Source organism: Porphyrobacter sp. YT40 (assembly GCF_006542605.1).
GTDB lineage: Bacteria > Pseudomonadota > Alphaproteobacteria > Sphingomonadales > Sphingomonadaceae > Erythrobacter.
The window spans coordinates 1948622-1966745 of sequence record NZ_CP041222.1 but is presented as its reverse complement, the minus strand read 5'-3'; the positions used below and the strand labels follow the sequence as shown (position 1 = coordinate 1966745).

General features: G+C 66.3%; 18 protein-coding genes. 10 read left to right on the top strand and 8 right to left on the bottom strand.

From position 1 onward, the window contains the following. Nucleotides 1–28: 28 nt before the first annotated feature. Nucleotides 29–1417 (bottom strand): class II 3-deoxy-7-phosphoheptulonate synthase, encoded by a 1389-nt coding sequence (locus E2E27_RS09140; RefSeq protein ID WP_502705512.1) that lies wholly within the window; start codon nt 1415–1417, stop codon nt 29–31. A gap of 132 nt (nt 1418–1549) precedes the next feature. Continuing rightward, entirely contained in the window at nt 1550–4579 is a 3030-nt protein-coding gene (locus tag E2E27_RS09135) for a M16 family metallopeptidase (RefSeq protein ID WP_141458645.1), read from the bottom strand. A gap of 103 nt (nt 4580–4682) precedes the next feature. On the opposite strand from E2E27_RS09135, the gene E2E27_RS09130 reads away from it, so the two are divergent. The 7 genes from E2E27_RS09130 to E2E27_RS09100 all read left to right on the top strand — a co-directional run bounded on the left by E2E27_RS09130 (nt 4683) and on the right by E2E27_RS09100 (nt 9056). After that, nucleotides 4683–5261 carry a NifU family protein gene (locus E2E27_RS09130; protein ID WP_141458644.1) on the top strand — a complete coding sequence of 193 codons (579 nt, stop codon included), beginning with the start codon at nt 4683–4685 and terminating at the stop codon, nt 5259–5261. A 30-nt stretch (nt 5262–5291) separates the two neighbouring features. Beyond that, on the top strand, nt 5292–5900 hold the full coding sequence (locus E2E27_RS09125; protein ID WP_141458643.1) for a malonic semialdehyde reductase: 609 nt from the start codon (nt 5292–5294) through the stop codon (nt 5898–5900). Between the two features lie 51 nt (nt 5901–5951). Then, on the top strand, nt 5952–6584 hold the full coding sequence (tsaB, locus tag E2E27_RS09120; protein WP_141458642.1) for a tRNA (adenosine(37)-N6)-threonylcarbamoyltransferase complex dimerization subunit type 1 TsaB: 633 nt from the start codon (nt 5952–5954) through the stop codon (nt 6582–6584). Between the two features lie 29 nt (nt 6585–6613). Beyond that, the gene (locus E2E27_RS09115; protein ID WP_141461749.1) at nt 6614–7054 is read left to right on the top strand and encodes a GNAT family N-acetyltransferase; all 441 of its coding nucleotides are present in this window, start codon (nt 6614–6616) and stop codon (nt 7052–7054) included. 117 nt (nt 7055–7171) lie between these two features. Beyond that, nucleotides 7172–7624, top strand: a complete 453-nt coding sequence (locus tag E2E27_RS09110; RefSeq protein WP_141458641.1) for a Ros/MucR family transcriptional regulator — start codon at nt 7172–7174, stop codon at nt 7622–7624. A 150-nt stretch (nt 7625–7774) separates the two neighbouring features. Further along, nucleotides 7775–8197: a Fur family transcriptional regulator gene (locus tag E2E27_RS09105; protein ID WP_086609250.1), complete on the top strand. Its 423-nt coding sequence runs from the start codon at nt 7775–7777 to the stop codon at nt 8195–8197. After that, complete coding sequence (locus E2E27_RS09100) at nt 8190–9056, top strand: lysophospholipid acyltransferase family protein (RefSeq protein WP_141458640.1); 867 nt, start codon at nt 8190–8192, stop codon at nt 9054–9056. Before E2E27_RS09105 ends, E2E27_RS09100 begins: the two co-directional genes overlap by 8 nt. On the opposite strand, the gene E2E27_RS09095 is transcribed toward E2E27_RS09100, so the two are convergent. The 3 genes from E2E27_RS09095 to ybeY all read right to left on the bottom strand — a co-directional run bounded on the left by E2E27_RS09095 (nt 9053) and on the right by ybeY (nt 11469). Further along, entirely contained in the window at nt 9053–9937 is an 885-nt protein-coding gene (locus E2E27_RS09095) for a LysR substrate-binding domain-containing protein (RefSeq protein WP_086609026.1), read from the bottom strand. The two genes, E2E27_RS09100 and E2E27_RS09095, sit on opposite strands and share 4 nt — an antisense overlap. Before the next feature lie 93 nt (nt 9938–10030). Continuing rightward, nucleotides 10031–10963: a hemolysin family protein gene (locus tag E2E27_RS09090; RefSeq protein WP_141458639.1), complete on the bottom strand. Its 933-nt coding sequence runs from the start codon at nt 10961–10963 to the stop codon at nt 10031–10033. A 23-nt stretch (nt 10964–10986) separates the two neighbouring features. Beyond that, on the bottom strand, nt 10987–11469 hold the full coding sequence (gene ybeY / locus E2E27_RS09085; protein WP_141458638.1) for an rRNA maturation RNase YbeY: 483 nt from the start codon (nt 11467–11469) through the stop codon (nt 10987–10989). Nucleotides 11470–11694: 225 nt separating this feature from the next. Here ybeY and E2E27_RS09080 point away from each other — a divergent pair, with 225 nt between their 5' ends. Further along, entirely contained in the window at nt 11695–13023 is a 1329-nt protein-coding gene (locus tag E2E27_RS09080; protein ID WP_141458637.1) for a TrkH family potassium uptake protein, read from the top strand. Continuing rightward, nucleotides 13013–13672, top strand: a complete 660-nt coding sequence (locus E2E27_RS09075) for a potassium channel family protein (protein WP_234036004.1) — start codon at nt 13013–13015, stop codon at nt 13670–13672. The genes E2E27_RS09080 and E2E27_RS09075 overlap by 11 nt, the downstream gene beginning before the upstream one ends. Before the next feature lie 12 nt (nt 13673–13684). Here the strand turns inward: E2E27_RS09075 and E2E27_RS09070 are convergent, their stop codons facing one another. Then, nucleotides 13685–14719, bottom strand: a complete 1035-nt coding sequence (locus tag E2E27_RS09070) for a PhoH family protein (protein WP_141458636.1) — start codon at nt 14717–14719, stop codon at nt 13685–13687. Between the two features lie 204 nt (nt 14720–14923). Here E2E27_RS09070 and E2E27_RS09065 point away from each other — a divergent pair, with 204 nt between their 5' ends. Then, nucleotides 14924–15820, top strand: coding sequence for a hypothetical protein (locus E2E27_RS09065; protein ID WP_141458635.1), 897 nt, complete (start codon nt 14924–14926; stop codon nt 15818–15820). On the opposite strand, the gene miaB is transcribed toward E2E27_RS09065, so the two are convergent. Beyond that, nucleotides 15817–17148: a tRNA (N6-isopentenyl adenosine(37)-C2)-methylthiotransferase MiaB gene (miaB, locus tag E2E27_RS09060; RefSeq protein WP_141458634.1), complete on the bottom strand. Its 1332-nt coding sequence runs from the start codon at nt 17146–17148 to the stop codon at nt 15817–15819. The genes E2E27_RS09065 and miaB overlap by 4 nt on opposite strands. Nucleotides 17149–17183: 35 nt before the next feature. Then, nucleotides 17184–18116, bottom strand: a complete 933-nt coding sequence (locus tag E2E27_RS09055; RefSeq protein ID WP_141458633.1) for an alpha/beta hydrolase family protein — start codon at nt 18114–18116, stop codon at nt 17184–17186. Nucleotides 18117–18124 lie beyond the last annotated feature (8 nt).

Sequence of the window (18124 nt, the reverse complement as noted above, 5' to 3'; positions counted from 1 at the left end):
AGGTGGCGTGCCCGCTGTCAGGCGGAAATCACGCCGCGTGGCTGACCTCGGCCTCGCGCCCGCCAGCCGCTTCGTTGAGCATTTCCGCTACGAGGAAAGCGAGTTCCAACGACTGTTCCGCGTTGAGGCGCGGGTCGCAATGGGTGTGGTAGCGGTCGCCCAGACGCTCCTCGGTGATCGCCACGGCCCCGCCGACGCATTCGGTCACGTCCTGCCCGGTCATCTCGATATGGATCCCGCCTGGGTGCGAGCCTTCGGCGCGGTGGACGGCGAAGAAGCCCTTCACTTCGCGGGTGATCCGGTCAAACGGACGCGTCTTGAAGCCCGTGTCGGACTTGACGACGTTGCCGTGCATCGGATCGCAGCTCCACACCACCGGGTGCCCTTCGCGTGCTACCGCGCGAACCAGCTTCGGCAGGCCGTCCTCGACCTTGTCGTGCCCGAAGCGGCTGATGAGCGTGATGCGTCCGGCCTCACGCTTGGGGTTGAGATCGTCGAGCAGGCGCAGCAGCGCATCGGGCTCCAGCGAGGGCCCGCACTTCATGCCGAGCGGATTGCCGATCCCGCGCGCATATTCGATATGTGCCGAGCCGGGGAAACGCGTGCGATCGCCGATCCAGAGCATATGCGCGCTGGTTGCGTACCAGTCACCGGTGAGCGAATCCTGCCGCGTCATCGCCTGCTCGTAGGGCAGCAGCAGGCTTTCGTGGCTGGTGTAGAAGCTGGTGCCCTTAAGCTGCGGCACGGTGCCGGGATCGACTCCGCAGGCCTCCATGAAGTCGAGCGCCTCGCCGATCCGGTCGGCCATTTCGCTGAACTTCTCGGTCCAGGGGGTGCGGCCCATGAAGTCGAGCGTCCACTGGTGGACTTGCCGCAGGTTGGCATAGCCCCCGCCCGCAAATGCGCGCAGCAGGTTCAATGTCGCGGCGGCCTGCGAATAGGCGCGGACCATGCGCTGCGGATCGTTGCGGCGGCTGACGGGGTCGAACTCGATCCCGTTGATATTGTCGCCGAGGTAGCTCGGCAGCGTCACACCGTCGATCGTCTCGGTCGGGGCCGAACGCGGCTTGGCGAACTGGCCCGCCATGCGACCGACCTTCACCACCGGGCGCTTGGAGGCGAAGGTCATGACGACCGCCATCTGCAGCAGCACGCGGAAGGTGTCGCGGATGTTGTTGGGGTGGAATTCCGCAAAGCTTTCCGCGCAGTCCCCGCCCTGCAGCAGGAAGCCGTGACCGTTCGCCACGTCGGCGAGATCGGCCTTGAGCGCGCGCGCCTCGCCCGCAAAGACCAGCGGGGGATAGGACGAGAGCGTCTTCTCCGCCTCGGCCAGCTCGGCCGCATCTTCATAATGCGGCAGGTGGCGCGCTTCGTAAGCCTTCCAGCTTTCCGGGGTCCAGGTCTCGGGCACGGTCATAACTCTTTCAATCGCTTCGGCGCGGCAACCCCCGCGCGGGGGCGCCCGCTACAGGATGGGGGCACGAATTGTAAAGCGGCAATGCCGCTTTGGACAATATTATTTCCCGATCACAGCAAGCAGCCGGGTCGATCAGCGCCCCGCCGGCATCGGTTGCGCAGCATTCGCACTCGCCCCGCCGGCCGCGGGTGATGGCGCCGGCCCTTCGGCAAGGGTCTGGCCTTCGGGGATGATCGCCAGGCGGAAGGGCGAGGTCTGGGCAAAATAACGGTCAGCCAGGAACTGCATGATCTGCGGGCTCGTCTGCGAATAGTCGGACAGCAGCGTGCGCAGCAGCACCACGCGCTGCGGATCGGTGGTCGCGCCTTCGAGGTTGAACAGCCAGAACTGGTTTCCGGTCGAAGCGCGGCGGATCAGCTGGCCGAGCGGTTCGGTCACGCGCGCAAGCTCGTCCGCTGTGGGCGGGTTGGCGGCGAGATCCTTGGCGATGCGGTCAGCCTCGGCGAAGAACACCGGCACGAATTCGGGCTCCAGCTGGGCAAGCGCGGTGATCCGCCCGCCGCTGGCAAGGTCGGACGGCCAGTTCGAGAAGACTTGCGGCGAATAGCTCGCCCCGGCGCGTTCACGCAGGGCTTCGAGCAGGCGGTTGTTGAACAGCTGGGTGAGAATTTCGAGCTGGCGGCTTTCGCGCAAGCTGGCAACCCCGCCTCCGCTCGGCCAGGCGACCACGGCGGCGGCCTGGTTGGCATCGCCGCGATGCGCGACCACCTGCGGGGCTGCCGCCGGAGCTGCAAAGGGCGGAACGCGCGCGGCGACATCGGCCGGGATCGGCTCGCGCGGGGTCAGCGCGCCGAAGGTCAGGCGCAGCTGCTCGATGACCTTGGCCTGATCGAACTCACCGAACACCAGCACCTCGATCGGGCCCTGCTGGAGCAGCGGCTCCCATACGGCGCGAAAGCCCTCGGGCGTGGCGGCACGCACCGCCGCCGGATCGGGGGTGGCAAAGCGCGGGTCGCCGCCGGTAACGAGATATTCCAGATCGCGGTTGAGGATTCCGCCCGGCGAGGTCGCATAGGTGTTGTAGGCCAGCTCCGCCGCCGCCTTGGCGCGGATCACCGGGTCCTTGTCCCAGCGCGGCATCCCGAGCTTGGCGGCGAACAGGTAAAGCTGGTCGTTCACATCCTCCGAACGGGTCTGCGCGGTGAAGGTGAAGACGGCTTCGTCGATCGCGAAATCGAAGCCCAGCTTGCGGCCCGTCGCCAGCCGGTCGATCTCGTTCTGGCCGAGCTCGCCCAGGCCCGATCCGACCAGCGCGCCCTGCCCCAGCGAGGCATAGACGGCGCTGTCCTTGTCGAAGGCGCGCCAGCCTGCACCAAAGCGCACGCGCACGGTGACACGGCCCGGCTCGGCATCATTGGCCCAGACCAGCGCCTTCACGCCATTCGCGAAATCGACCTGCTCGATCTCGAGCACTCCGAGCGGCCTTTGCTGGACGATGGTGCCCGGCTCACCCACAGGGGGCAGTTCGTCGAAAGAGATGGTCTGCGCCGCAAGCCGCGCGCTGCCATCGACCTGCGCCTCGCTCGCCAACGCCATCCGCAGCGCGGAGACATCCGCCTCGCCCGCTTCCGGCGTGACATAGACCGAGCGGGTGACGGTGCCTTCGAACAGGCCCTGCGTGCGCGCCAGCACCTCCTCGGGCGTCAGGCGCGGCTTCATGCCCCGGAACACGTCGAGCACCACCTGCGGCGCGGCCACAGTCTCGCGGATATCGACCGCGTTGACGAGATTGTCCGCCAGCCGCGATCCGGCCTCGACGCTTTCCTGCTCGACGCCATTGGCGAAGACCACGTCGAATTCGGCCACTTCGCGGTCGATCTCCTCCTGCGTCGGCGGATTGACCAGCGCATCGGCAATGACGCTGCGGACATCGGCAAGCGCGGCCTGCCAGTCGCCCGTCAGCGGCGCGAAGGTGACGAAGGTCGCATCGGCCGAACGCGAGACGTCTTCCTGCTGCACCTGCGCATAAAGATAGCTGCCACCCGCCCGCGCCCGCGATTCGAGCCGGCGGTTGATGATCGCCTGCGCCACCGCATCGAGCAGCAGGCCTTCGTTATAGACGATGGTATCCTCGACCGGACGCCATGGGCGCAGCACGCCATAGGTGAGGCTGCGCGGCAGATCGGGTTCGACGCCCACCGCCAGCTGCCCGATCGGCGCGGTCGCGCCCGCCGGGGTAACGGCATCGGCGGGCGGCAGCGGATCGCCGAAGTCGGGCGCGACGCCGGGCGTGCCGGTGCCCTTCCAGTCGCCGAACCATTGCTCCACCAACCCGGCCAGAACCATCGGATCGGCATCGCCCGCGACGATGATGACGGTGTTCTCCGGGCGATACCAGCGATCGTAGAAGGCCTTCACGCCTTCGCCATCGGCGGCGCGCAGGGTTTCGTCGGTGCCGATCGGGCTGCGCGTCGCCAGCCGCTGTCCGGCAAAGAAAGTCTGGCGGGTCAGCTCCGCCATGCGCTGGCCCGCACCGCCACGCTCACGCTTTTCGGCGAGCACGATCGGGCGCTCTGCAGCGACATTGGCATCGTTGAGCACGGGCTCGCGGATCATGCCCGAAAGCAGCTTGAAGCTCTCGGAAAGCTTGGCCTGATCGATGTTCGGAATGTCGAGCTTGTAGGCGGTGTGGGTCGGCGTGGTTTCGGCGTTAGCGTCGCTGCCGAAAGTGGCGCCCAGCCGCTGCCAGGCGCTGATCGCCTCGGCCTGCCCGAGATACTTGCTCTCGCGGAACAGCAAGTGTTCGAGCAGGTGCGCATAGCCCTGTTCGGCATCGGTTTCATGCAGCGAACCGGCATCGACCCGCACCCGGATCGAAACCTGCCGCGGCGGCACGCCGTTGCGGCGCACGGCATAGCGCAGCCCGTTGGGCATCTCGCCGAACATCCACTTGGGATCGACCGGTACGTCCGAACCGCGATAGAGCCACGGCACTTCGCCATTGCCCTGCACATACTGCGGCGCGGGGACTGCGGGCGCGGCGGGCGTCTCGACCGTGTCCGGCTGCGGCGCGGCGTTCTGCTGGGCAACCAGCGGCTGCACCAGCGCGAGCGGAGCGAGCAGGAAGGCGAAAGCGCGGGCCGCGCGGGAAATCGACGTCATGGCTCGCTTATAGGGCGGGGAAACGTGAAGCGATAGTGAATGCGTGGCAAATCGCCCTGCCCCTGCCCTTGCCGCTCGCTCGGGGGTGTCCTAGATGGAGGGCATGTTCATCGAAACCGAAACCACCCCCAACCCTGCCGCGCTCAAGTTCCTGCCGGGCCAGCCCGTCATGGCATCCGGGAGCCGCGAATTTGCCTCGCCCGAAGCGGCCGAGGCAAGCCCGCTGGCGCAGGCGATCTTTGACACGGGTGAAGTCGTCAACGTCTTCTTCGGCGCCGATTTCGTCAGCGTCACCGCCGCACCGGGTGCCGATTGGGGCGCGCTGAAGCCGCAGGTGATCGCGATCCTGCTCGATCATTTCGTCTCGGAAGCGCCCTTGTTCACCGCGCCGAGCGGTAACGGCATTACCGTCCCGCCCGAAGACGAAGCCGTGGTCGAAGAACGCCCCGAGGACGCAGAGATTATCGCCGCGATCAACGAATTGCTCGAAACCCGCGTGCGCCCTGCCGTGGCGGGCGACGGCGGCGACATCGCCTATCGCGGTTTCCGCGACGGGGTCGTCTATCTCACGCTGCAAGGCTCGTGCTCGGGCTGTCCGTCGAGCACCGCGACCCTGAAACACGGGATCGAGGGCCTGCTGAAACATTATGTGCCAGAAGTGGTTGAAGTCAGAGCCGCCTGACGTCTTTTTAAAGCTACCACGAGGATTGCCATGACCACCCAGTTCCACGACCACGTCCTCTCGGACGCGGCGCTCGACCAGCTGTTCAACAAAGCCCGCAGCTACAATGGCTGGCTGGACAAGCCGGTCTCCGACGCGCAGCTTTATGCGATCTGGGATCTGCTCAAGATGGCGCCGACGTCGGCCAATATGCAGCCGGTGCGGATCGTGTGGGTCAAGTCGGACGAAGCCAGGGCCAAGCTGGTCGAATGCGTGTCCGACGGCAACAAGGACAAGGTCGCCGCCGCGCCGGTGACTGCGGTGATCGGCTACGACATCGACTTTCACGAGGAACTGCCCTGGCTGTTCCCCCACACCGACGCCAAGAGCTGGTTCGAGGGGGACGAGGAAGGCCGCAAGGAAGGCGCGTTCCGCAATTCTTCGCTGCAAGGCGCTTACCTGATGCTCGCCGCGCGCGCGATCGGGCTCGATTGCGGGCCGATGTCGGGCTTCGACAAGGATGCCGTCACCGCCGCCTTTTTCGCCGACGCGCCGCGTCACCGCGTGAACTTCATCTGCTCGATCGGCTATGGCGACCCTGAAAGCATCTTCGAGCGCAGCCCGCGCCCGGACTTCGGGCGCTTCAACGAGATCGTCTGAGCGCGCCACTGACCGCTTGCGCATGGTCGCGCGCTGAGGCAGGGCGCGGTGATGCGGACACTCGCGATAGAAACCGCTTCTGAGGCGTGCAGCATTGCCCTGTTCGAGGGTGACGACCCAATTGCACGCGATCATCGGGTGCTGGGGCGCGGCCATGCCGAGGCGCTGGTGCCGATGATCGCCGCGCTCCCCGGCAAAGGGCGCAGCGAACGCATCCTCGTCAGCCTCGGCCCCGGAAGCTTCACCGGCGTGCGGATCGGTCTCGCAACCGCGCGGGCGCTGGGATTTGCGTGGGGTGCCGAGGTGCTGGGCTACCCCACCCTCGCCCTGATCGCGGCACAGGCGCGCGCCGCGCATCCTGGCCTTGATGTGACGGTGTGCGTCAACGGCGGCCATGGCGAATGGTTCGTGCAGGATTTCGGCGCGGATGGCCGGGCGGAAGGGTTGGTCGCCTCGCTCGCGCCCGCTGCCGCTGCAGCACGCCCGCTCGCGGCGGTGATCGCCGGAAGCCGCGCTGCAGAACTGGCCGCGCTGGTCGGGGACGGGGAACGCACCGTGTTGCCGCTGCTGCCCGAAGCCACTGCCGTCCCGCTCGGCGACCTGTCGCTTTTTACCTCCGCGCTCACCCCGATCTACGGGCGCGGGGCCGACGCCACCCCGATGGCCGAACGGGCGCGCGCGTGAGCGTTTCGGCGGCCACCATCGACCGGATCATGGCGGTGATGGAGGCGGCGTTCGATCCGGCCTATGGCGAGGCTTGGAACCGCCGGCAGGTGGCCGATGCGCTCGCCATGCCGAACACCCATGCGCTGGTGGTCGATGCGGAAGGGGAAGTGATCCCCGATGGCACGGTGACCGCTGCCCCTGCGGGCTTTGTCCTGACCCGCCATGTGCTCGACGAGGAAGAGCTGCTGCTCATCGCCGTTACCCCCGGCGCGCGGCTGCGCGGGGTCGGCACGGCGCTGATCGCGCACCTGTTCGATGTTGCCCGCACACGCGGTATCACGCGGATCTTTCTCGAAATGCGGCGCGGAAATCCGGCTATCCAATTGTATTCCAAGTTCGGTTTCGAACCGATCGGCGAGCGGCGCAACTATTACCGCATGGCCAATGGTGAGCGGATCGACGCAATTACTTTCGCCCGCACAATCTAGACCGGCGCGATTTGTCGCGAACCGGTGCACTACGCAAAGCAACATGGTTGCCAAATTCGGCGCTCTGGCGCATGGCGCAGTAACCGGCGCAAGTTGAACGTCGCCAACGAGGAACACATGCAGGATCTGGAACTCGATATGAAAGAAACGCTTATCACGCTGACCAGCGATATTGTCGCCGCGCACGTCAGCAACAATGATGTGGCCGTGGGCGATGTGCCCAGCCTGATCACCAATGTCTATTCGGCGCTCGCCAATCTTGGCGAAACCCCGGTGGTCGAAGAAGCCAAGCCGCAACCGGCCGTGGCGATCCGCAATTCGGTGAAGCCCGATTACATTGTCTGTCTTGAAGACGGCAAGAAGCTGAAAATGCTCAAGCGTTATCTTCGCACCAATTACGACATGACCCCCGAAGAATACCGCGCGCGTTGGGGCCTGCCGGCCGATTATCCGATGGTCGCCCCCAATTATGCCGAAAAGCGCCGCGATCTCGCCAAGAAGATCGGTCTCGGCCGCAAGCCCGGCACCACCGTGGCGCCCAAGGGCCGCCGCACCAAGAAGACCGCCTGATTTCAGCCCGGCGGGTCGCAAGTGCCGCCCCTGTTGAGAGGGCGGCAAGCCGCCTTGAGCAAGCCGCCTCGTCCCTCTATGGGATGAGGCGGCTTTGCTTTTGGGCGATCGCACCGACATCGGGCGACGCGCTTGGCGATGGAGTGTTCCTTGACCCAGAAGATCGATCTCGAACAGCTGTGCGCCGAAAAGGGCCTGCGCATCACCGAACAGCGCCGCGTCATCGCCAAGGTGCTGTCGGAGAGCGACGACCACCCCGATGTCGAACTGCTCCACAGCCGCGCGGTTGCAGTCGATCCGCGCATCTCGATCGCCACGGTCTACCGCACCGTGCGCCTGTTCGAGGAAGCGGGCATCCTCGACCGCCACGATTTCGGCGACGGCCGCTCGCGCTATGAACCCGTGCCAGAAGCGCATCACGATCACCTGATCGATGTCGAGACCGGCAAGGTGGTTGAATTCGTCGACCCGGAAGTCGAGGCGCTGCAACGCCAGATTGCAGAGCGGCTGGGCTACCGCCTGGTCGATCACCGCATGGAACTCTACGGCGTGCGCCTCTCCCGCAATGACTGACGCGGAACTGCGCGCGGCTGCCGCGCGGGGGGAGGCAACGCCGCTCTCGGCGATGGGCTGGGTGCGGCTCGCCTTGCGCGCACTGGCGCTGATCGCGCTGATCGTGGTCTTCGTTCCGCTTCACTACCTCTACCGCGTGCTGTCCTACGGCTCGCCCTTCCCGATGCTGTTCCTGCGCTATGCCGCGCGGGTGTGCGGGGCGCGGGTCGAGGTGATCGGCACCTATCTCAAGCGCGACGTGTTCTTCGTCGCCAACCACCTGTCGTGGATCGACATCCTCGCGCTCGCGGGCGCGAGCGGCACGGCCTTCGTCGCCAAGGCGGAACTGGCCGAGGCGCCCGTGGTCGGCTGGCTCGCCAGCCTCAACCGCACGGTCTTCGTCAAGCGCGAGCACCGGATGGGCGTGGCCGAGCAGATCAACGCCCTGAAAGAGGCGCTGGCCGACAACTGGTCGGTCACGGTATTCCCCGAAGGCACCACCACCGACGGCCAATCGCTGCTGCCGTTCAAGACCTCGATGCTCTCCGTTTTGGAGCCGCCCCCGCCCGGCGTGCTCGTGCAGCCGGTGATCCTCGACTATGGCCCGGTCGCCGAGTGGATCGGCTGGATCGGCAACGAGAGCGGAGTGAACAATGCCAAGCGCGTGCTGGCGCGCAAGGGCACCTTCAAGGTGCGGCTGCACTATCTCGAGCCGTTCAGCCCCGAAGATTTCCGCGGCCGCAAGGCGATCGGTCAGGAATCGCGCCGCAGGATCGAGGAAGCGCTTCTCGCGATCCTTGGCAAGCCGCTGAGACCCTTCGAATACGCGGTCGCTCCGGTGCGTTACGAGCCGAAGAACGAGGACCGGACGGCGGGCTAGAGCCCCGCGCGCACCAGCCAGTCGTGGAAGATCCGCACCGGGCGGCTTTCCAGCGCGACCGGCTTGCACACGAACCAGTAGGAATAGGGGCTCTCCACCGGCTTGCCCGGCAGGTTGGTAAGGCGGTTGTCGTTGGCGCGGCGCAGGTGATCGTCGTGCATGATGGCAACGCCGAGGCCCTGTGCGGCGGCCTCCAGCATCAGCGCGCCCGAATCGTAGTGGTCGATCGCTGCCGGGTCCATCTGTTCCAGCCCGTTGGCCTTCTTCCAGGCGACGAAGCTTTCCGGTAATTCGTTGTGGATCAGGAAGGTCTGCTTGGCCATTGCCTCGGGGGTGATGTCCGGGCCGATATTGCGGGCGGTGTCCTTCGAGCAGATCGCGTGGACGAGATTGTGGTCGAGCCTCACCGCATGCAGCCCGCTCGCCGGGCCGCGCGACAGGATGATCGCCGCGTCCAGCGTGTCGCCCACGCGGTCTTCGAGATGCGGGGCGGTGTCGATGTCGATGTGCAGCAACGGATGGCGCTTGCGCAATTCACCCAGCCGCGGGAACAGCCGCTGGCTGCCGAACATGGGCAGCACGCCGAGGCGCAGCCGCAGCAGCGCGATATTGTCCGACTGGCTCTCCACCGCGCGGGCGAGCGCTTCCATGTGGGGGTTTACCGCTTCGTAGAAGGCCTGGCCCTCGTCGGTCAGTTGCATCGACTGGCGGGCGCGGGTGAACAGCTTCTTGCCGACGAACTCTTCGAGATTGCTGATCCGCCGCGACAGGGCCGAGGGGCTGAGCCCGATCTCCTCCGCCGCCGCGCGGGCCGAGCCCAGGCGCACGGTGCGCATGAAGGCTTCCAGAGCGCGCAGAGGGGGCAGGCGGCGTGCAGGCATGATCTCTCTCCTTGGTGAGATGAGATACGTCTGACAAGCCGAATGGATGCAAAAAATCGAAGAAAAATTACGTATAGGGCAAAAAAGTTGCGCCTATTGCACCTCTTCTTCGTCGTTGGCCGGAGGGTGCAGGCGCAGGCGGGTGACGTGGGTTTCATCGCCCGCCGTGACTTCAATCCGCCAGCCGCTCGGATGTTCCAGCACGGTGCCCACCGGCGGCACCGCCTCGGCCAGCACAAAGGCGAGGCCGCCCAGCGTATCGACCGACTCTTCCACCTCGGCGAGGCGCGGGTCGATGCGTTCTGCGATATCGTCGAGCTCGGCGCGCGCATCGCAATCCCACATGCCTTCGCCGATCGGCGTGATCAGTTCGGGCGGGGCGTCATCATGCTCGTCCTCGATATCGCCGACAATTTCCTCGACCAGATCCTCGATGGTGATGAGGCCATCGGTGCCCGAGAATTCGTCGAGCACGATGGCGAGATGAACGCGCTGGGTGCGCATGTCGGCGAGCACGTCCAGCGCCCCGCGTGCTTGGGGCACGTAGAGCGGCTGGCGCATCAGCGTGGTCCAGTCGGCGGGCGGCGGGGTGCCGTTGGCGAGATAGGGGAAGATGTCCTTGATGTGGATCATCCCGATCACGCTATCGAGCGTCTCGCGGTACACCGGCATCCGCGAATGGCCGTGTTCGGAGAAGGCCGCGACCATCTCTTCCCAGCTGATCGCGGCATCCACCGCGACGATCTCGCCGCGCGGCACGGCGACATCGTCGGCATCGTGTTCGGAGAAGTGCAGCAGGTTGCGCAGCATCTGCCGCTCCACCCGCGACAGGTCGCCGCCGGGGCTGGCGCGCTCATCACCGCCCTCGGGGCCGCTGCCATCCTCGTGCTCGTCGATCGCCTCTTCGAGCTGTTCGCGCAGCGAGCGCGCGGCCTCGAACCCGAGGATCTTGCGAAGCGCAGGCCAAAGCCCGCTGCTACTGTCCGCCTCTCCCGACGGGGAGGCGGGCGAATGGGAATCGGCCATGGCCTTGTGAGTGGCTCCTGTTGCTACCTGTCGCCATATGGGTCAGCGATGCCCAGTTTGGCAAGTATCGCGGTTTCCAGCGCCTCCATCGCCTCGGCCTGTTCGTCGCTGTCGACATGGTCGTGCCCGGCGAGATGGAGCAGGCCGTGGACGATCAGATGGGCCGCGTGCGCCTCGAGCGTGATGCCCTTCTCCGCCGCCTCGCGCGCGCAGGTTTCATGGGCGAGCGCGATGTCGCCGAGCATTTCGGGCGGGCCTTCAGGCGCGAGCGATTCGAGGTCGGTGCGTTCCAGCATCGGGAAGCTGAGGACATTGGTGGGCTTGTCGCGCTTGCGCCATTCGCGATTGAGGACGTGAACCTCGGCGTCCGAAGTGAACAGCACGCTCGTCACAAGGCGCGGGTTGGCGAGGCGCGGCTCCCCTTCCCCGGCAGCTTCCGCCGCACGTTCGGCCAGTGCTTCCCAATTGCCCGAAGGCCAGTCCTCGATGTCGATATCAAGCTGCATGGCGCGCCTGTTGGAGACACATGAGACACTGTCCAGAGACAAAAAAACACCCCCGGCGCGGGCGGGAGGGAAAGCCGCGGGCGGAGGCAGGGTTCGCGAGCAAGGTCATGCGCGCGGGCTTAGCGCCAAAGCGGGCTGTAGGAAACGGGGCGATGCCGGCGCGGCAAAGCGCGCCACGCCTTGCAAGCGGTTGCCGGAAGCACGGTTTCGCGGCAATCGGTTCTCATGAAGCTGCTGCGCAATCCGATCCGGCTGGTGCCGAGTCTGTTCCTGCTCGCCATCGCCATCGGCACGATAGCGCTGAGCCTGCCGATCGCCACCGCCGACGGCACCGGCGCGCCCGTGCTGACCGCGCTGTTCACCGCCACCTCGGCGGTCGCGGTGACGGGGTTGGTGGTGGTCGATACGGGCAGTTACTGGTCGCCGTTCGGGCAGGTGGCGATCCTGCTGATGTTCCAGATCGGCGGCCTCGGGATCATGACCGCCGCGACCCTGTTCGGATTGCTCGCCGGGCGCGGCTTCGGCCTCAACGACCGCATGGCGACCCAGGTCGAGCGCGGGCGGCTGGAGACGGGCGACGCGCTCTCGGTGCTGAAGCTGGTCTTCGCCATCACGATGGTGGTGGAGGCGGTGGTGGCGGCGATCCTCGCGCTGCGGATGATGACATATTACGGCATGAGCGCGGGCGAGGCCCTGTGGAACGGGGTGTTCCATTCGGTCAGCGCCTTCAACAATGCCGGCTTTTCGACCCATGCCGACAGCGTCATGGGCTATCAGTCCGATCCGGTAATACTGGTGCCGATCATGCTGGCGGTGATCCTGACCGCGCTCGGCTTTCCGGTGATGCAGGATCTGCACGACAAGCGGCTGGCGTGGAAGCGCTGGTCGCTGCATTCCAAGGTAACCGTCTATGGCACGGCGGCGCTGCTGGCGCTGGGCTTCGTCACGATCCTCGCGATGGAATGGACCAATGCCGACACCCTCGGCCCGATGAGCGTGGGCAGCAAACTGCTCAATGCCGCCTTCCATTCGGTGATGCCGCGCACCGCCGGGTTCAACAGCGTCGATGTCGGCGCGTTTCACGACCAGACGCTGATGGTGAATTACCTGCTGATGTTCATCGGCGGCGGCAGCGCGGGCACGGCGGGCGGGATCAAGGTTACGACCTTCGTCGTGCTGTTCGCGATCGTGCTGTCCGAAGTGCTGGGCCGCCGCGATGCCGGACTGTTCGACCGCCGCTTCGGCAGCGAGGTGGAGCGGCAGGCGCTGACCGTCACGGTGCTTTCGGCAGGTCTGGTCTTTGTTGCTGCCACCTATATTTCCTCGATCACCAGCCTGCCGCTGCCGGAGATCCTGTTCGAATGCATCTCCGCCTTTTCGACCGTCGGGCTATCCACCGGTATCACCGCCGACCTTCCGCCCTCGGCGCAGATCGTGATCGTGCTGCTGATGTATATTGGCCGGGTTGGAACCATTACCGTGGCGACCGCATTGGCCGTGGGTCGCGCGCCGCGTCCCTATCGTTTCCCCAAGGAGAACCTCATTGTCGGCTGACAAGCGCAAACCCGTTCTGGTCGTCGGGCTGGGCCGTTTCGGCGGCGCGGTGGCACGCACGCTCACCAACATGGGCAGCGAAGTGCTGGGGGTCGATCGCGATCCCCATCTGGTGCAGGAATATGCCGCCGATCTCACCAAGGTGGTCGAGGCCGATTGCACCGAGGGCGAATTGCTGCGGCAGCTGGGCGTCGCCGATTTCGGGGCGGCGGTGGTCGCCATCGGCAGCGACATCGAAGCCAGCGTGCTGACGGTGCTGGCGCTGGCCGATCTCGGCCTCACCAACATCTGGGCCAAGGCGAGCAATGCCAAGCACGCCCGCATCCTCGAACGCATCGGCGCGACCCACGTGGTGTTCCCCGAACAGCGCATGGGCGAGCGAGTGGCGCATCTGCTCAACGAGAGGCTGCTCGATTTCATCGCCTTCGGAGACGAATTCGCCATCGCCCGCCTGTGCGCGCCCGAGCCGATCGTGGGCCTGCCGCTGGTGACGAGCGCGTGCCGCAAGAAATACGATGTGACCGTGGTGGGCGTGAAGCGCGCCGGAGAGGCCTTCATTCACGCCGTCCCCGACACGATCATCTTCCCCGACGACGAGTTGGTCGTGTCGGGCAAGATCAAGGATATTGAGCGCTTTTCCTCAATCTGAGGCAAGCGCGCCCTACCCTTCGCCGGTGCCCTCGTAAGCCTCGACGATCCGCCCCACGATCGGGTGGCGTACCACGTCGGCCGCGGTGAAGCGGATCGTACCGAAGCCTTCCACCCCTTCCAGCTTTTGGACCGCATCGTTGAGGCCGCTCATATTGGGGCCGCCGGGAATGTCGACCTGCCGCGGGTCGCCGCAGATGACCATGCGGCTGTTCTGGCCGAAGCGGGTGAGGAACATCTTCATCTGCTCGCGCGTGGTGTTCTGCGCTTCATCGAGGATGATGAAGCTGTCGGCCAGCGTGCGCCCGCGCATGAAGGCGATCGGCGCAATCTCGATCTCGCCATTGGCCAGCCGCCGCTCGACCTGTTCGGGCGGCATGCAGTCGTTCAGCGCATCGTAGAGCGGGCGCAGATAGGGATCGACCTTCTCCTTCATGTCGCCGGGGAGGAAGCCCAGCTTCTCCCCCGCCTCCACCGCCGGGCGCGACAGGATCAGGCGCTGCACCGAACCGGTGATCAGCTGGCTCACCGCCTGCGCCACCGCGATATAGGTCTTGCCGGTGCCCGCCGGGCCCAATGCGAAGATGATGTCGTCCCTGGCGAGGCTGCGCATATATTCGATCTGCGTCGCCGAACGCGGCACGATGGTTTTCTTGCGCGTGCGGATCATGATCGGCGGCGCGCCCTGATCGCCCGCGATGATCCCTTCGAGCGTCGGTTCGGCCGACATGGCGATCATCGATTCGATCGCTCCGCTGTCGAGCGCCTCGCCCCGTGCCAGCCGGTCATACATGGTCTTGAGCGTCTCGCGGGCGCGGGCGACATCGTCCTCCGGCCCTTCGATCACCACCTGATGGCCGCGCGCGTGGATATAGACCCCGAGCCGGTTCTCGACCTGCACCAGATTGGCGTCGAACTGCCCGAACAAGGGCCCCAGCAGGGCCTGGTTCTCGAAGGTCAGATCAACGCGGGCGCGCCGCTGTTCGGGGATGCCGCGCGGATCGGGCGAGAGCGCCGGGTGTCCGGCACGGGAGGGTCGTCGGCCCATAGGTTCCTTTGGTTGCGGCAAGGGACGATCCCTTGCCCTTGAGTCGGAAGGTAAGCGGGAGGACGCGCAAAGCAAGCGCGCAGCGGCGAGATGATGGTGGATAGTCACCGAATTGCCATGCCACCGGGGCGCGAGCCAGACCCTTCGCATTCATCCGGCATTCATGGCCAAGCTGTTGATCTTCCGCTCGAAGGAGGCTCCCGGATGCAGCAGGCCCTGACCGCCCTCGCCGCGCTTGCCGTGCCGGGAGCGCTGGCCGCGCCTGCCGCCGCGCAGGAGGCCGAGCCGCCGCCCATTGTGGTCGAGGGGGAGAAGCCCCAGACCGAAAAGGCGCTCGACGAACTCGCCCGCGACATCGCCGGCAACCCCCGGCCGCGCCGTCCGCTGGCGCGCTTCGAACAGCCCTTGTGCCTGATGGTCGCGGCCGGAGACACGGCGCTCGCACAGGAGATCGCGGCGCGCATCATCGACAATGCCAAGGCGGCCAAAGTCAATGTGCGCGGCAGTGGCTGCAAGCCCAATGCGCTGCTGGCTTTCTCGGACGACGCGCAGGCCCAGTTGCAGGCGATCCGCCAGAGCGGGCGGCGTCTGTTCGCGGGTATCAGCGCGCGGGATATCGATGCGGCGATAGGCGCGCGCGATCCGGTCTACGTGTTTCAGGCGAGCAAGCAGACCGCCGCCAGCGGGGAGCCGATTGTCGCCAGCCCCGAGGCCGGCGGAACCAACGGCATAGCCGGCCCGCAGAACGTGATCTGGAGCGCCGGGCGGCTCAAGCGCCTGACCCGCGAGGATATGCTCGCGGTGCTGGTGGTGATCGACAATGCCGCGATCGCCGGGCTGACCCCCGAACAGATCGCCGACTACGCCAGCCTGCGCCTGCTCGCCCCGACCGGCGAAGTCGACGTGGCCGAGGCCGGAGCGCCGCGCACGATCATGACCCTGTTCGTATCGCCCGAGCGCGCGCCTGCGGCGATGACGCGCTTCGACCGCGCCTATCTGAAGTCACTCTATCGCATGCCCGCCGGTTCCTATGCCTTCGAGGTGCTGCGCGCCGCCGTAAAGGAAACCGCAATGGGCGCAGAGGCGAGCGCCGAGAACTAGCCGGCGACGAGACCCCGTAGCGAATTCGGCCCCGCTTCGGCCAGCTGGACTTCGACCAGATCGCCGATGGCGTAATCGCCTTCGAAATGGACGCTCTGGAGCCAGGGAGACTTGCCGAGCCATTGGCCGGGGTGGCGTCCGGTGCGTTCGACCAGCACTTCGCAGCGCTTGCCCACGCTCGCCTGATTGAAGGCGTATTGGTGAACGCCGATGCGCTGCTGGAGGCGCTGGAGCCGCTCATCCATCACGTCCGGCGCAATCTGCCCTTCCATCGTCGCGGCGGGCGTGCCGGGGCGCGGGGAATATTTGAAGCTGAAGCACGCAGCGTAGCGCACTTCGTCGACGATGCCGAGCGTGTCGGCAAACTCGGCCTCGGTCTCGCCCGGAAAGCCGACGATGAAATCGCCCGACAGCGCGATATCGGGCCGCGCGGCGCGGAAGCGTTCGATCAGGCGCAGGTAGCTTTCCGCGGTGTGCTGGCGGTTCATCGCCTTGAGGATGCGGTCGTTCCCCGCCTGCACGGGCAGGTGGAGATAGGGCATGAGCTTGGCCACCTCGCCATGCGCGGCGATCAGATCGTCGTCCATGTCGTTGGGGTGGCTGGTGGTGTAGCGGATGCGCTCCAGCCCGTCGATTGCGGCAAGGGTGCGGATCAGCCCGCCGAGGCCAACCGCCCGGCCACGCTCGTCCTCGCCGGCCCAGGCATTGACGTTCTGGCCGAGCAGCGTGATCTCCTTCGCACCCGCCTCGACCAGTTTCTGCGCCTCGGCAACCAGATGCGCGAAGGGCCGCGAGATTTCCGCGCCGCGGGTATAGGGCACCACGCAATAGGTGCAGAACTTGTCGCAGCCTTCCTGCACGGTGAGGAAGGCGCTGGGGCCACGCTTCTTGCGCTGCGGGAGCGCGTCGAACTTGGCGATGGCGGGCATGTCGGTATCGGTCGCGCGCTCGCCGTTCGCGGCCTTGTCGAGCATCTCCGGCAGGCGGTGATAGGCCTGCGGGCCGACCACGATGCTGACCGCAGGCGCACGCGCCATGATCTCCTCGCCCTCGGCCTGCGCGACGCAGCCGGCGACGGCGATCAGCGGAGCCTTGCCGTTCTCCTTGCCCGCCGCGACCAGCCGGCCGATATCCGAATAGACCTTCTCGGCCGCCTTCTCGCGGATGTGGCAGGTGTTGAGGATGACGAGATCCGCCTCTTCCCCCTCGGGTGCGGGCGTGATGCCGCGCTCCGCCAGCAGCTCGCCCATGCGCTCGCCATCATAGACGTTCATCTGGCAGCCGAAGCTCTTGACCCGGTAGGTCTGGGGAGGGGTTTGCGCTTTCATGAGGCCCGCGCCCTTAGCGCTCTTGCCGCCCCGGTTCAATCGCCGCTGCGCTTGCTCTTCTTCTTGTCCTCGCGCCCGCGGTGGACGCAGGGCTCGCCCTTGCGCGCGCCGGGGCCGGGATGCGTCGTCTCGTCCGGGCGGCATTCGACCCAGGGCTTGGCGATGCTGTTGGCCTTCACCACCGCAAGCGCATCGGCGCTGTCATAGGCGGCGATCCAAGTCAGGCAGTCGGCAAGCGATCGCACCGAATGCTTGGCGATGGCGTTCTTGCGCGGTTCGCAATTGATGGTGAACACGTTGGCCGCAGGCGGTTCGCCATATTTGGCGAAGCGTCGCAGAAACTCCCCGCGCTCGTTGAAGACGATCCGCTGCAGCGCGTTGTCCCTCGCCTCGCCGCGGTAGAAGGGTGAAGTGTTGAACAAGTAGGCGCGCACTTCGGGATGAGCGATCGAGACCTCGGTCGCCAACGCCCCGCCCAGCGAATGGCCGGTGACGATCCACGGAACGTCCGAGCCTAGCCGCGATTTCTCTGCCTCGAAATAGCGCAGCGCCAGCTCGATCTGATCGCTGCGCAGCGTGCCGTAGAAGATATCGCTGAGGCTCTTCATGTCGGTGCCGCGGAACGACAGGATCCGCGCGATCGGCTTGCGATCGGGATCGCCCACGCTGCCGGGGGCGAACTGGTTGAAGACCTCGTAGCTGAAGCCCTTGTCCTCGTCCTCGGGCGCAATCGGGATATGCGAGATCCGCTGGATCACCCGCCCCGGCTGTTCGAACAGATCGTCGTCGCCGGTATAGGCATTGGTCGCCGCCAGCGCATAGGGATAGGCATCGACCGCCGCCTCGCGCAGGAAGCCGCACCACCCGCCCGGCTCGAGCTGACAGGGGGAGCGCGCCTGCGAAATGTCGGGGAAGGTGGCGCAGCCCGAAAGCAGCAGCGCGCCCAATGGAGCCAGCCAGGACTTCATCGTCACCC

Excerpts from the sequence above, each read along its gene's own strand:
- E2E27_RS09140 (WP_502705512.1), bottom strand. The coding sequence starts at position 1,417 with ATGACCGTGCCCGAGACCTGGACCCCGGAAAGCTGGAAGGCTTACGAA.
- E2E27_RS09135 (WP_141458645.1), bottom strand. The coding sequence starts at position 4,579 with ATGACGTCGATTTCCCGCGCGGCCCGCGCTTTCGCCTTCCTGCTCGCT.
- E2E27_RS09130 (WP_141458644.1), top strand. The coding sequence starts at position 4,683 with ATGTTCATCGAAACCGAAACCACCCCCAACCCTGCCGCGCTCAAGTTC.
- E2E27_RS09125 (WP_141458643.1), top strand. The coding sequence starts at position 5,292 with ATGACCACCCAGTTCCACGACCACGTCCTCTCGGACGCGGCGCTCGAC.
- tsaB (WP_141458642.1), top strand. The coding sequence starts at position 5,952 with ATGCGGACACTCGCGATAGAAACCGCTTCTGAGGCGTGCAGCATTGCC.
- E2E27_RS09115 (WP_141461749.1), top strand. The coding sequence starts at position 6,614 with ATGGCGGTGATGGAGGCGGCGTTCGATCCGGCCTATGGCGAGGCTTGG.
- E2E27_RS09110 (WP_141458641.1), top strand. The coding sequence starts at position 7,172 with ATGCAGGATCTGGAACTCGATATGAAAGAAACGCTTATCACGCTGACC.
- E2E27_RS09100 (WP_141458640.1), top strand. The coding sequence starts at position 8,190 with ATGACTGACGCGGAACTGCGCGCGGCTGCCGCGCGGGGGGAGGCAACG.
- E2E27_RS09095 (WP_086609026.1), bottom strand. The coding sequence starts at position 9,937 with ATGCCTGCACGCCGCCTGCCCCCTCTGCGCGCTCTGGAAGCCTTCATG.
- E2E27_RS09090 (WP_141458639.1), bottom strand. The coding sequence starts at position 10,963 with ATGGCCGATTCCCATTCGCCCGCCTCCCCGTCGGGAGAGGCGGACAGT.
- ybeY (WP_141458638.1), bottom strand. The coding sequence starts at position 11,469 with ATGCAGCTTGATATCGACATCGAGGACTGGCCTTCGGGCAATTGGGAA.
- E2E27_RS09080 (WP_141458637.1), top strand. The coding sequence starts at position 11,695 with ATGAAGCTGCTGCGCAATCCGATCCGGCTGGTGCCGAGTCTGTTCCTG.
- E2E27_RS09070 (WP_141458636.1), bottom strand. The coding sequence starts at position 14,719 with ATGGGCCGACGACCCTCCCGTGCCGGACACCCGGCGCTCTCGCCCGAT.
- E2E27_RS09065 (WP_141458635.1), top strand. The coding sequence starts at position 14,924 with ATGCAGCAGGCCCTGACCGCCCTCGCCGCGCTTGCCGTGCCGGGAGCG.
- miaB (WP_141458634.1), bottom strand. The coding sequence starts at position 17,148 with ATGAAAGCGCAAACCCCTCCCCAGACCTACCGGGTCAAGAGCTTCGGC.
- E2E27_RS09055 (WP_141458633.1), bottom strand. The coding sequence starts at position 18,116 with ATGAAGTCCTGGCTGGCTCCATTGGGCGCGCTGCTGCTTTCGGGCTGC.